This window comes from Paenibacillus sp. J22P15 (genome assembly GCF_056269345.1).
The window spans coordinates 59,301-73,309 of sequence record NZ_JBWDNT010000019.1; the positions used below are offsets into that span (position 1 = coordinate 59,301).

The 14,009-nt window shown below is 39.5% G+C and carries 9 protein-coding genes; 1 reads left to right on the forward strand and 8 read right to left on the reverse strand.

The features are described 5' to 3' along the window. Positions 1-95 precede the first annotated feature (95 nt). Positions 96-293, forward strand: a complete 198-nt coding sequence (locus tag AC0YN6_RS25145; protein WP_475750307.1) for a hypothetical protein — start codon at positions 96-98, stop codon at positions 291-293. A gap of 144 nt (positions 294-437) precedes the next feature. Here AC0YN6_RS25145 and AC0YN6_RS25150 read toward each other — a convergent pair whose 3' ends face one another. The 8 genes from AC0YN6_RS25150 to AC0YN6_RS25185 all read right to left on the reverse strand — a co-directional run bounded on the left by AC0YN6_RS25150 (position 438) and on the right by AC0YN6_RS25185 (position 13,975). Then, a complete protein-coding gene (locus AC0YN6_RS25150) occupies positions 438-944 on the reverse strand; it encodes a hypothetical protein (protein ID WP_475750309.1) in 507 nt (168 codons plus the stop codon). A 73-nt stretch (positions 945-1,017) separates the two neighbouring features. Next, positions 1,018-1,770 carry a hypothetical protein gene (locus tag AC0YN6_RS25155; protein ID WP_475750311.1) on the reverse strand — a complete coding sequence of 251 codons (753 nt, stop codon included), beginning with the start codon at positions 1,768-1,770 and terminating at the stop codon, positions 1,018-1,020. Positions 1,771-2,809: 1,039 nt separating this feature from the next. Next, on the reverse strand, positions 2,810-3,781 hold the full coding sequence (locus AC0YN6_RS25160; RefSeq protein ID WP_475750313.1) for a hypothetical protein: 972 nt from the start codon (positions 3,779-3,781) through the stop codon (positions 2,810-2,812). Between the two features lie 70 nt (positions 3,782-3,851). Further along, entirely contained in the window at positions 3,852-4,232 is a 381-nt protein-coding gene (locus tag AC0YN6_RS25165) for a hypothetical protein (protein WP_475750315.1), read from the reverse strand. 235 nt (positions 4,233-4,467) lie between these two features. Beyond that, the gene (locus AC0YN6_RS25170; protein ID WP_475750317.1) at positions 4,468-4,665 is read right to left on the reverse strand and encodes a hypothetical protein; all 198 of its coding nucleotides are present in this window, start codon (positions 4,663-4,665) and stop codon (positions 4,468-4,470) included. A gap of 222 nt (positions 4,666-4,887) precedes the next feature. Beyond that, positions 4,888-5,622, reverse strand: coding sequence for an NAD-dependent protein deacylase (locus AC0YN6_RS25175; protein WP_475750319.1), 735 nt, complete (start codon positions 5,620-5,622; stop codon positions 4,888-4,890). A 905-nt stretch (positions 5,623-6,527) separates the two neighbouring features. Then, on the reverse strand, positions 6,528-12,998 hold the full coding sequence (locus AC0YN6_RS25180; protein ID WP_475750321.1) for an Athe_2463 domain-containing protein: 6,471 nt from the start codon (positions 12,996-12,998) through the stop codon (positions 6,528-6,530). A 5-nt stretch (positions 12,999-13,003) separates the two neighbouring features. Next, entirely contained in the window at positions 13,004-13,975 is a 972-nt protein-coding gene (locus AC0YN6_RS25185; protein WP_475750322.1) for an S-layer homology domain-containing protein, read from the reverse strand. Positions 13,976-14,009 lie beyond the last annotated feature (34 nt).

The following is a 14,009-nucleotide window of genomic DNA, read 5'->3' on the forward strand; positions in this document are numbered from 1 at the left end:
TGAAATTTGGATAAAACAAGTAAAACTATCGCAATTTACAATAATTCATTTCTATATTATTACCCTGTATATAAAAAATTACAGGAGATGATCACATGTCCCACAATATCGAATCCATGTTTTACACACGCACAGCACCTTGGCACGGTTTAGGCAATCGTGTAGAACACGCATTAACTTCACAAGATGCACTAACCGCAGTTGATCTAGATTGGAACGTCATCCAAACACCTATTCAAACCGATGATCAATTCACCATACCTGGCTACAAAGCAAACTTTTCATTGAAATAATGATTGAATTTATTTATCACACTTTTCTGAAATTCAAAATCATAATCCCATATACTCATTTCCCCCATTAACTCATGAATTTTATTGTCTATAATCTCAGACTCTTCCTGCGTTGAATCAGAGTCAATGTAACTCATTCAGTTTTCAAGTATGTAATAGACAGATTAATCTAAGGGCAGCCCGTGCATCGGCCGATAAATATTCGATTCCTTCCGTCTTTCCTTTCCCCCGGATCCGGACAATTTTAGCACTTCGGGCAGCACGCATCTGAGCAGGATCATGGGGTTCCACTTGATCGAAGTTCAAATTGACGAGCTCCTCCCGGCGCAGCCCCGTCGAAAGCAGGACATAAACGATCGCCCGATCGCGCCGCGGACGCGCATGTGTTTTGAGTTCCATTTTTCCTTTCATCCGGCGCCGGTCCTTTTTGAGGTGAAACCGCTCTAGCCGGTCACAAATATTTTTGAGAGTCAGAATCTGCTCGGAAGTCAGCGTGCGCGGCTTGGGATCCGGCAGCATAATCTCCCGGATCCTTTTGGTCGGATCTTCCATAAGCAGATGCGGTGCTCGAACCCGTAGCCATTCCATAAACCGGGATAGGGCAGCCTGGTGGTTGTTCACGATGGCAGGCACTAGCTTAATTGGTAGCATGCGGTCGCGGCTCTATCCATCAAATTTCTTCCTGCATGTTATTAGCGTACGACGGGATGAAAATCGCGGTTCATTATCCTAGTTTAGGCAATTTACTATTGTTTTTGTATCCTGAATCGTATGCGCTCTTGATAGCGTCAGCCAATTCGGGCGTATACTTCCGGATTGTCAGTTTTCCTCGCTCTAGGGCCGCTTTAGCGTATTCATCAGAGTAATACAGGGCATCATCTGTTACATGCACTAAATAGTATTGTCGTTCCGGACCAACTTTACGGCTTTTTACTTTTGTATTCAAGATCTTTTTAGCCCTACACAATTTGGCACCTTCATGGATGTCAATGCCCCAGATCTCCTGACTGCTATTATCTAAAACCTCGTAGCCGACAACTACTCTGCGTTCTAAACTTTCGGATAAAGTAAGTAATTTAAGTAATGTACAATCCGTTTCCGGTTTAAATTTTCCCTTTGTAGTTTTAGTGGATGACTTTGTAGACACGCCTTTGGAGAATTTTCGCACTTTCTTTTCTGTAGAAACTTCTTCATCACTATTCGTTGTATCCCTCTTGCTTGTCAATTTTTTCAAGAGTTCTTGTTCCATTTCCTGCTTAATCTTTTGCATACCCTGCGTCATTTTTCGGGTTAAATCCTGCTCCAATTTCTTCTGCAATTCTACGCTGCTTTCGGCCTTGGATTTAGTCGTCGTCTTTGTAGAAGTGGTTTTCCGACTCTTGGTTTTCTTGGGGAGGCGTTTTGGCCTCGTGAGAGAATGAAGGGTTTTCTTTAACTCCTGCATCAAGGACTTTTTCACCTTTCGTTGCCTCGACATATTCGTCCTCCTTCTGGTGGATCCGTAGAAGGCACACAGATGTGTGCCCGGGATACTGTTCTTGTTTATTCGGCACATAACTTTCCTCAGAACGGTAATCTCTCGAATCATATATACGGCAGCCTGTGTTGAAGACTCGTTAAATTTTTCAAGTAACGAGGACCGATAGAGCTCAAGATCCAATGCTTGCTATTTCCATCATTCTTCTTTCCCATTCTCATTCTATCATTTCCATCATTTGGTTTGAAGATTAAAAAGAATATCTGTGGTCTAAATGGGTTAGCTAGGGATCGGGGTGATTTTACTTGTTTGTCTGCGTAATATGTAAATCTTTATAGCGGTACTAGATGAAGTTGGTAATCCTCTTCTTTATATTTTTTATTACAATGGTTTTGAGGAATAACTTTAGATAGGAGAACCCTTTGAGAATCGATTTAGAAGTTCTATTATTTTATGGTGTACCGTCATTACGTATTTGCTGAGTTGCCAACTTTTGTTTTTATCGATTATTTACTCGTCCTCTCCAAACTCAGAGTCAAAGGAATCGGATCCAAGGTACTGAATCAATTTAATCAAAAGGGAAAAATGATCATTCTAGAGGCTTAACCGACGGACGTTAACGATGAAGCTACACAGAAACGAATGAACTTTTACTTGAAAAATGGATTCAAAAAAACCGACCGTATTGAACTGCACCCAAATTGTTAGACACCTTCTAACAATTTGAGGTCCTTTTATTTCACCAGCCATTACACGATACTCCCTCTATGGAGAAACACTTCTCTCTTAAATACTCACGTTTATATCGTCTACACTAAGTTAGACAGAATTTATAATGAACAAGTCAGTTTGAGTCCTAGCATCATACAGCAACATAAACATTTAAAACGGCTATCCCATAAGTAGTTGAGATTTCCGATGAGATAGCTCAAACTTAGCAAAAAGCATCGCTTAAAACAAAAAATGGTGGTGCAGGATTATTCCTGCACCACCATTTTTTGTTTTTGTCTATAGTTAATTTCTTATATTATTACTTACATCAGTTATTCTCAAGATGTAATGCTTTTAAAACTCTTGTAAGCTGTTGAATATGATCTTCATAAAGCTCACCCGAATTTAACCCAATTGGTGTATCGAACGTAGCAGTAGAATCATTAGCACTAAAATATCTTAAAAATTCCAACAGCTCCTGATCTGTATATTTTGTGCCGCCTTGCAGCCAGTTTTTACCCAAAGGAGTTAAAAGCTGATTTTGCAAGCCATTTGTCCATCTTCCTGTAGGAAACATATCTACGCTAAGATCCTGTTGTTCGCCTGCTGTATAGTCATCGTATGGATTTAGATTAAGAACTTTAACTCCAGAATTACATGCAATAACAGCATTTGCATTGCCTTTTTTGGCTGCTGCCGTAAAGGCTTCAAAGTCATGAATATTCGGATTGTATACACCATCAAACCACCAGCCAGCTAAATCGTCACCATATTTAACCGACCACTCTTCGATCACCTTATACCAATTTCTTGAGACCTCCATTGAAGGCGAGGTAGGATTATAACCATCGAAGCCTTGATGAATCCAGCCAAAGCTTTCAACTGCTGCTTGATCCTCTGCTGGAGGATGAGAAGGCAGATACAGCATGACTTTAATATCTGCATCCTGAGCTTTAAGCTCATCCATAATATCCCGAATTAAATCTCGATTAGACGTTTTTTTCATGTTGTCAGTAGTATATCCGGTAACCCTATCATACTCATGATTTGGGGAGCAATAATAACCCGAGTTTTGTCCCAGTGTAATCAAAATATGCCCTATACCAACAGTTTTAAGCTGACTAACAAATCTTGGAACATCAAATGAATTTACGATATCTTGCCACTCATCAGGTAATAAATCATTTGTTGGTCCACCTGCTATCGATGAAACATAGTGAATCAATAAGCCTGCTTTTGACTTCGTCATCCAATCTGTGCTTGGGTTAAAGTTCCATTTCATTTCCTTTAAATTACTCATTAATATATACCTCCTAATTAGACTTCATATCGTATATAAAAATAGTACTGAAAATTTCAAATAAGCACAGCTACTTTGCTACAAGCTTATACTTTTTTCCCATCTCTGTCTGGAACGAAATCACATCTCCTACTAACTGACAATTAGTATTACGTTCGTGAACTCCTTCGACATCCACAACTTTAATCTCTTTATCTCTTAGCTCATTAGAAACAAGAAATGCTCCGACTGCACACAAATCTGTGAAGCTAGCGTCATTAATGCGAGGCCAAACTGGGCACAGCTTTATCACATGCTCATGACTTTGTAGCAGCATCTCAATAATCGCTGCTGGCACGCCACTACAGCATTCTATGCCTCCACCACCGAAGAAAATAAACAAATTGGGATAACTGTGCTCCACACACTGTCTTCGCAACTCACGTAAAATGACCTCTGGATCATATCCCACTCGTGTCGCTGCGGTAAAAATTGTTATAGTCGGTCCAGCGATTGATTACTTTGATCGTATCTTTCGCAATTTGCAGTAGCTCACCTTCCTGCGCCTTCTCCGTTCATGATTCATGACCTGTCTGCACTCACAGCTCTAGCTCAACCTAAACTGAATCTTTACCTTCATTAGTAAGCTTAACAATGATAGCATTTAGCGGCTGTCAGCGTGTAATGATTAAGCTATCGTTACCCGTTTAGCGTATCGTAAGTCCATAATGTAATCGTAAGCTTCTGCAAGAGCAAGCGCCTGGTTCAGTTCTGTCCAGCCTTCGCAGACTGGAGCCTGACTTTACTTTCTCCTCTGTACGTTTGCCTGCCGCATCAAACCGATAGCTTGTCGTTTTGCAGCTAGGCTCTGCTACACAATGCAAACGGTTCAAAGCATCGTACATGTAGTTTGTTGTCCCTTTGTTTACTCCAACAATGATTTCCGTCTTGGTTTCCTGATCCCCGCCGCATTATAGGTTTAAGTATTTCTGTGCCCAGCAAGCCGCCCTTTTTATACCAATATTTTTCACCTCGTTAAATAAAATAAGATTTAATACATTTCAACCATTTAAGAAAAAAACGAAAAGACAACCTAGATTAATCAAATGTTGTCCCCGATATTGCAGCTATTTCATATATGATTTTATTACTTTTAATGTATCAGAAATGTCCTCGTGTATTACAAAATCAAATATTCCATCTTTGCCTGTCCGGTCTCTGTTAATTATAATTTTCTGAATCGCCGGAGCATTTTGGATGTATGTAGGTATTTCTTTCACCGGATACACTTCTAGTGATGAACCCATGACCATAAAAACGTTAGCATCACAAGTCACTTCATAGGCCTCTTGTAAGTGCTTCACCTTACCCTCGAATAAAACTACATCGGGTTTAAGAATGAAATCATCCTTTTCGCAACGAGGAATATTCTCTTTCTGAATGTAGTTCATGTCATATTCTCTTTTACATTTAGGGCAAAATGCCTTGAATAAGGTGCCGTGCATTTCATATACCGTTTGGCTACCTGCTTTGCGATGAAGACCGTCTACGTTTTGAGTGAGAATGGTAATCTCTTTACCCGCTTCTTCGAGTTCTTTTAGAAATACATGACCATAGTTAGGTTTGTAATCTTGAATGGTAACGACACGGAAGACTTCTTTAAACTCCTTCCAGAACAACTTTGGACTATTGTTGTAATAGGTTTCGGATAAAATATACTCAATAGGTAATCTCGTATTGTATAGACCGTCACGCGAACGAAAATCTGGAATACCACTAGCTGTACTTATTCCCGCTCCTGTTAGAACAGTAATGCGTTTTGCATCATTCAGTATATTCGCTATTTCCTCATAAACAATCATAACGAATGCACCTCCTTATTTCAGAAGTATATCTCATCTCGCGTATACTTTGTTTTAAATTCACCTTAAAATTCAGGTTTCTCTGTACAGCAAGTGTTTCTACGAAGTTTAATTTGGAAACTCAGATGTAAACGATTAGTTTCGATGATTAATAACTTCTCACTACGACCATTCTATAATCAACAATTTATAATTAGTATTACCTAAGTCACTAAATGTTGTCGGTTTACGTAAAACAAATATGACTAGTCTTTAGACTATAGCAAAGTTCAATACATTAACAATAAATTTGATACATGACAACTGTGGTAGAAGCTACTCCGATAGTGTGGTCCCAACGGGCATAATACCCGGTCTTTAAATAGGCGTCGAGGATTTGGTTCCCACAAGTAAACCCCCTGATAATGTCGTCACCGACTTTATCTAGGGGGCATAGGCTTAATTCGGTTGCTTTTATCATCAATAAGAACTAAGAGTGACTCAAAACCGGTTTTTGATTGACTTCGGTCCTAGTTTGTAGGCAGGACTGTATGAAAGCTCTCTTGGAATTGGAAACGCCTTTGCGCATTAAGCCCTCGACGATGCTTTGTGCGGTTTGGGAATTAATTTGTAATGTCTGATTAATAATGTTCATAGAATTCATCTCCTTGTTTCTATTATGTTCATCTTCCCAAATCATGCTAATATCTACCCTTTTCATCGTTTTCTATGAAATGCTCTGAAAACCCACTTCTTAGGAAGTCCTATTGATGCCCCTATCTGAAAAGTATTCTTTCATAATAATAGAAGCCCAAAAGAAGGAAGTTGCTGCGGATTACGTGAATTACGGATGTAATTACACCTACACATTAATATTCGAAATGCATATTAAAAAACTTATTAACAACACTTAAAGGTCATATCTATTATTCTACTCGATGCGTACCGGTTACATCCCATATACTACCTTTAATTTTAATTTTCACTGTATCCTCTTTAATTGTGCCATTATTAAACTGAACAGTGAATTTAAAACTATACGTTCCATCCTTGAGTTTATCAAAATTACTTTTCCAAAGCTTCCCTTTCCAATTAATATCGTTGTTTGACGATAATCCTGTTTCGATTAACTTCTCTATGAGCTTAACGCGTACTGAAGTTGGTTTTGTCAACGATGTCCCGGTATTTGTTACTGCTGCAGATAAGATGAACTCTTCTCCAGCCCAATAAGTTGAAATGTCTCTAGGTGATTCTACATCTCCACTTACTTTTAAATTATACTCCATCCGGTTTTTGTTCCATGCTGCGGTATGATTTACATTACCAAGAATGTTAAGAGGCAGTACTTGAACCGTTTTCTTTACTATAACCGATGGTGCAATACCATCACTCACCGTCATCATTACATTCCAAGTACCTACACTTGTCATTTGAAATAAAGGTCCTGTATTCGGATAGATGGGACCATTTAATTTATAAGCAAATGGACTCTTCTGTCCAGTAGGACTTATGATTTCATATGATACGTCAAGTGTGTTCCCATCAGCATCATCGACAGTAGATACAAATTGAACGGTATCCCCTTCATATACAGGTTTTGGCGACCAGTCGAAGTCGCCAGTTGGTGGACGGTTTGTACTGAAATGAATATAAGCGTAATATCCTTCGTTTCCAGCGATGTCATAATCTAAAACAGTGACACGGTATTCTTGGCCACTGACTAAGCCGGTGACGCGATAAGATTGTTGATTGAGTGATAACCCTACGCTGTATTCCGTTGTGCCATCACTGTTTAAATCAATGTCAGTCACGCTGCCGTCAGCATTCACTTTTTGGAGATAAAATCTGCGTGTTGCATGACCGGAAGATGGATCGGCATCACTAAATGTATTAAACTTCACAGTTACGGCCGTAGGTTCTACTTCTAATTGTTCATCTACATCAGCTGGCTTTACCGTATCAACGAAAAAGAATCCATTGTTTGAATACGGCCCCCATAGATAGCCATCGTTTGCTCTAGCTTTCCAATAGTGCAATCCTTCAGCTAGTGCGTTTGTAGTATAAGCAGCTACAGCTGTGGCCGAGTTTGTGTCCACCACTTTCGTTCCGCTCGATGCCTTGAATACCTCATAATCAATTGCTGTGATCGAATGGTTTTCTGGATCTACGGTGAACACTTCCAGCTTAGGACGGTTATAGTTCGTGATGATCGGATTATTAGCATCAATTCCATTATAGGAAAGCAAATAAGTCTGCGGCGGTAGATCCAACACAAAATATCTAATGTTGCTTACATTTGACCATACTCCTGTAGAGTACACTTGACCTTGTACCTTGACCACTCGACCAGGGACGATACTTTCCCCGATCATAGCATACGTGACCGCATTACTTTCATGTTCAATAGACAAGGCTGTCTCATTGTTATCGATGTACGTAAACGTCAATCGATATTTTTCCTGCGGATCGTGTTCTGCATCATAATACGACCATGTGATTGTCGGTTCTTTTATAAGTATCGTAGGAGATGTTGGTGTTGTGCCTGTCGGGTAAGTAATCGTCATAACGGGCTTGGTTTGATTCACCGGCGGTAATCCGTCCCGATAAACTATGGTTTGTCCCCAATACGACCACGCGCCGTGAATATCTTTTACTTGCTCCTGTACGATCAGCTCCACGCCAGGGCGGTTATAATACTCTCGTTTCCCTGCTGTCCAATTACTTTGATCTGCCCAGCGTGTACGGAAAACCTTATCGGACAAGATGTGTGCTATATCAGGATCAAATGACTCGTCATTTGTTTCATAATCTAGTGCTTCGCCTTCCGCAAACACCCTGCCTGTAAACGTCACGTTAGGCCGCGCAACAGGTCTACGATGCACGTAGAGCAGCTTTTTCACCGGCTCCGACCATTTGCTATAAGCAGCTAGAAAAGGATTATCTTTTCCTCGGAAGGTGATTTCATATACTCCTGCCCTCTCCAGCGCATTGATCGTCGATCCATAGGTGTTTCCGTTATAAATGCTCAATCCCTCTGGATTTTCAAAGAAGTTTGGATTATGGCTATAACTCCATTCTTCGCCACTCATCGGATCTTTTTCAATATCATTGAACAATTTTTCATAAGAAATAGGATCATTAACGAGAACTGTATCATACGTTTGCTGCGTATAGGTGTCACCGAAGTTAGTTATTTTCACACTTGAATAAACAGCATTTGGCTGCCCTAAAGACATAATTCCAGCGTACCCGCTCGTATAAGTACCTTCTGCAACTTCTAACACTTTAGCGTGGTTCACATATACACGTTGGATGCCATTTATTGACTCGACCTTGAACGGGTATGTGACATAAGCAGTCCGCGCTAAATAGGTAGACTGTAATAACGTTTTAGCCCCATTAACGACGCGGTATAAAGCTAACGTATTGTTTGTCCATTCGGCTGCAAACATATTTTTTTCATTTTGAATTTGAAAGCCTGCTCCAATTGTTTTTGCATTACTAATATCATTGACACTAACATTGAACTCCAGATTATAGTTTTTCATCCGATTTCCCGCATCGTAGAGCAAACCGCCCCAGTCATCATTCATGATTTCCACCGTGTTTGAGTCAACTGGTTTAAGTCCAGAAGTAGGACTAGCACTAACGAAAGGGTAAACATCACTATTCCCAAATATATACAATGATCCATCAGGTAGTATCGGAGTAGATGACGATGTAAAACGGTGCTCATTACCTCTAGTCGGAGTTCTAGCTATAATTCTATTATTTGTTTGGTCATATAAAAAAGCATTTACTTGCCATTCAGTTCCGGTGTGTATATTTACCACTGAAGGATAAACAGTAGTTCCATTTGGATATAAAAACGCTTTACCTGCATTTGCTGGTTGATATCCGTTGAACGTACCTTGAGGACCTGAACCAGTTCTAGAGAATAAATACGAGTTATTTGATCCTACTATATCAAATACTTGTAAATTTCCATCGGGTCTTACTATTGGATTTGCAACACCATCTAGTTCCCAACCGGACATTGTCCAACTATCTTGATGAGACCCTATCGTCGTTCCTCCCCATCCGGTTAATCCAGTACCTGCAATATTTAAAGGAACGAACCTTGTCGTTGAATTTGTTCTATCGTAGTTAATAGAAATAACTGTGACATATGCAATTTGCTGATCGTCGGAAATGGTTAACTCACTTATATAACTGCCACCAAGAGTTAAAGTAGTTTTAATTCCCGACGAGGTTATTTTTGTTACGCGAGCGTTACCGAAACCGTTGGGAGTCTCAAAAACGTATGAATAGTATACATCACCATTATCTGCTATTGTTAATTCCGAACGATTATGATAGAACCTATCATATTCGATACCGTCAATAGTATTCCAGACAAGCGATTTAGTACGTAATGAATACTTCGAGTATTCAAATTGAACATTATAATATGTGTAGTTGAAGCCACTAGGTACATGTCTAGCTACGATATAAAGGTCTTGACCGTCAGGACTTAATTCCAAATCTAATTTAGTATACAACCCTATAGGACCTTTTAAACTTATCTGAGAAGGAATCCAAAGAGTGTCTATATGATTTCCTAGTTTATCAAAAACCATAACTTTTATTGAAGTATCACTTTCAACATAATGGTTATCTACAAAATAGAATTTTTCATCATGGGAAATTTCCATAAGTTTGTATCCAGAATTTAGATAAACATTGAATCTACGCAACTCTACGCCAGTAATTGAGTTTAATTCCTTAATAACTTTCATGTTTGCGTCAGAATCATCTATAGCATACATTCGGTTACCAGCATAAACTTTCTTGAATAATCCCGAAGGCGCAGTCCAGTAAGGTTTAGCCACGATGTCAGGAGCTAGAACATGCTTGGTTCTAGAGTTTGAACCATTACCTGAATTGGGGTAACCTACTGCGAAATTTGCCATTATAGCGTTTTTAGTAGATATAGCAGAGGAATCTGCCTTCCAGCCAATTTTATCTGCATTACCACCCGTGTACGGTTTTTTTAGAACCCATGAACGGAAAATAGATTCCGGCGAGTAGCTAACAACTGGCGGTCCGCTATCTTCCCCCTGCCCTGGCTGTTCCGTAGTTCCGAATACATTAAAGTTTACAGAAGGTGCATAGTTTAGTACGTCTGTTGCAGCAAGCGACGAAGTTCCTTTTTTCCCGTAATTCTCCGTGACCGTAGCTCGGTATTGTCGTTTTCCAACGGTTGCATAGTTTAAAGAATGAGTGGTTTTATATGCTCCATCATATAAATTTGTCCATGCTTCTTCGTCAAAGTTACCATTTCCATTGTGATCAAATCTTTCTTCAAGAAGAAGATGATCTAAAAGATCCCCATCAGGACTATCTGCTTCCATATAGAGCATAAATGCGTTATTACGATACGTTTCTACGGGAGCAATAACTTGTATCGTCGGTGGTTGATCTGGTACAACATCGACGATAAGGTTTGCCCAATCACTTACTCTATTCGTTGTATCATATACCTTCCCTTCAAAGCTGTATTGACCTAAAGCAAGATTATTTTCGGTTGGGAAATTATTCGTGTATGAAGCATCTCCCACTTTTTTATACCGTTTTTCATCTTTACTGTGATCAATGGTAACGCCGCGATCCTCTAACCGCGAATAGGAGTTGTCTAGGTGATATGGTGCAGGAAAAGGTCTTCCTTCTATTAATCGTATTGGGCCTGAAACAATAGCTACAGGTTTGGTATCGATTACCGTTAAAGTAGCTTCAGCCGTGGCCGAACCACTGCTGTCACTGACTCTGATTTTGGCACGATAAACGCCTGGTTCTGTGAATGTTTGATTGTGGTACTCATATTTACTCTTGTCTGTAAATATAGGATCTAAGCTATTAGAAAAGGTCCATTCGAAGCTATCGAATCCGTCAGAGCTATTGAGCAAGGAGGAAGTTTCTCCAGCCAATATTGTATTAGGCTCGAAACGAATGCCTGCTTTCAGCTCTGGTCGAGGTGTTGGTGTTGGTTCTGGAGTAGCTGAAGGAGTTGGTGTTGCCAATTCTCCCACATTAACGACCAGCTGCGCCCATTCCGATACCTTTTTAGCGGTATTGGTTACACGCAGTTCTACCACATATTTTCCTTCAGCTGCAAAATCTTTGGCTACTGGCTTCGTCGCTATCGTTTTCCCTGCTGGCGTCTTGTACTTCCATTCCCTGATCGTGATAGCTTCCTTTCCTGGTGAATAGGAAAGTTTATCATCGAGCTTTGGATCTACCGAGGGTTTGATTGTAATTTCCGGTTCGGTCCGATGGTCGCCCTCTTTATGGGAGATGATAGCTATCGGTGTTGTTGGTTCATTTTTCTTATTAAAAGCAATTTTAAAATCTTTGGTATTATTTTTTTCATTCGATTCTGCAACGGCTTCTCCAAAGTCCGTCTTAGCAATGAATGTCTTAATACCGCTAGTAGTGGACGATACGTTCACTGTCACTGTTTTAACTTGACCAGGAGGCACGTTAGAAATGACTTCTGATTTAATGCTTGTACCAACGATACCTACTGTAAAAGCTCCACTAGTTTCATTCCCTTGATTCTTTGTTGTTATCTTTATTGGTACCGAATCGCCTACCCACGCGTCAGCAGGACTAACTAACGCACTAATAATGAGGTCAGGCTGCTTTTTTATTTCCAATTTTTTTAATGGAGGAATAATAAACATTTCGTACCACCATGAACCATCAGGTTGCCAAATATTCCACATTTGAATAATACCAGGACTGAAGTCTGTAGGTTTTTGCTGAATGACTACATAATCTTTAAGTGTATCACCTGTCCAACCCTTTCCCGTTCGTTTGTTATAACTTTGTATAAAAGTAGGAGACTCTTTATAGGGATCAACAATTGCTTCCAACCATCTTACTGCGTCTGGATGTTCTGTTAATTCAGGTGTTGCTTGTATTCTTTTACTTATGCCAGTAGAAGTTTTCCAAGGTTCTTTTACCCAGTTCTTAGCAACGTTTAAAGTCGCTCTTGAATCACTACGGAATAACCAGTTACGGTAAACAGATCCATTAATATCGTACCCGAGATAACGCCATTGTCCTTGATCAAATTGGTTACCAGCTACACTTGCGGGTGATCCATATACAACAGCCATAGAACCTAAGCCACATTTATTTGATAGATAGTTACCATTCAGCTTGTATTTACCGTTGTTAATTGATGTGGGGATGTTATTTTGATCGATTAAAATTAACGAATCATCATCATAACTGGTTGGTAAAGGGCAATCTTGAATAACGGCAGCTTGTATTGGTTGTTGGTATGAAATTTGCGAAAATAAAAGCAGAAAAACAAAAGCAATTAGAGCATTTTTTTGATTAAAATACTTCACGATGTTTACGCTCCAATCCAAATAACAACTCTCTTCGTATTAATACCTTTATAAGCTTCGAAGCTGCGATTATCGTATTTTGTTTTAACTGCTGAACTGTCATCTGAGTCTGCCGCTTTACTAACTTTTATATATGCGGAATACGCCTTCTCGAATGAACTTGGATAATATGTTTTAAAAAGATCCTTAACAATAGACTGATTTTCTGTAGTTGGATCAGCAACATTAATTATGGTTGCTTTCAAATTGCTGTCGTATTCTACAACTAGTGTATTATCTTCAAATTTATCAGAACCTTTACTGTTAACTAATATAATTCCATTTCGGCCATACGTTGTGGTGCCTTTAAAACTAGGCAACGACTTAATTAGCGTATTCAATTGTTCTTTCGTCTTTGGATAATTCACAGGCTTACCATTCTTTGCAGTCAAAGTATTCGTAATCATCACAACTGACTCTGCACGCGTAGCGTTCTTATCTCCACCCATCGTTCCATCTGGATACCCCTTCATGATTTCAAGCTTTTTAGCTACCGCCAAATAACCAAATTTAACGCCCTCAGCATCCTTACCCAGCGCACGAATCGTCATTCGCGCAATCTCTTCACGCGTAATCTTGCGGTTCGGTTCAAAGTTGTTTTCTTTATAATCGCCAACCTTAATGATCGATTGTTTCAAGCCTGTAGCGATATAAGACCTAAACCAACCTGTATCATCAACAAACGGCGTATCTGTATCTGCAACCTTTATTTTCATAGCTACTACAAGCGATTTTAAAAACTCTGCACGAGTCATGTTAGCATTTGGTTTGAATGTTTTTGCATCATAACCATTAATCCAACCTTGATTTACAGCAACTGAAATTTCGTTTTTAGCCCAATGTGTTTTAGTGTCAGTAAAGGCAGCGGCTGCTGTCACTGTTTGAGTAGTTGCTATTAGTGTAAATGCAATCGTAACAGCCATAATTGTTTTCTTCATTTGAATACACTCCCTATATTTGTTTTATGTAGAT

What these genes read in the sequence shown, in the direction of transcription:
- AC0YN6_RS25160 (WP_475750313.1), bottom strand. Translation starts at nt 3,781, where the DNA reads ATGAGTAATTTAAAGGAAATGAAATGGAACTTTAACCCAAGCACAGAT.
- AC0YN6_RS25170 (WP_475750317.1), bottom strand. Translation starts at nt 4,665, where the DNA reads ATGTACGATGCTTTGAACCGTTTGCATTGTGTAGCAGAGCCTAGCTGC.
- AC0YN6_RS25145 (WP_475750307.1), top strand. Translation starts at nt 96, where the DNA reads ATGTCCCACAATATCGAATCCATGTTTTACACACGCACAGCACCTTGG.
- AC0YN6_RS25185 (WP_475750322.1), bottom strand. Translation starts at nt 13,975, where the DNA reads ATGAAGAAAACAATTATGGCTGTTACGATTGCATTTACACTAATAGCA.
- AC0YN6_RS25155 (WP_475750311.1), bottom strand. Translation starts at nt 1,770, where the DNA reads ATGTCGAGGCAACGAAAGGTGAAAAAGTCCTTGATGCAGGAGTTAAAG.
- AC0YN6_RS25150 (WP_475750309.1), bottom strand. Translation starts at nt 944, where the DNA reads ATGCTACCAATTAAGCTAGTGCCTGCCATCGTGAACAACCACCAGGCT.
- AC0YN6_RS25175 (WP_475750319.1), bottom strand. Translation starts at nt 5,622, where the DNA reads ATGATTGTTTATGAGGAAATAGCGAATATACTGAATGATGCAAAACGC.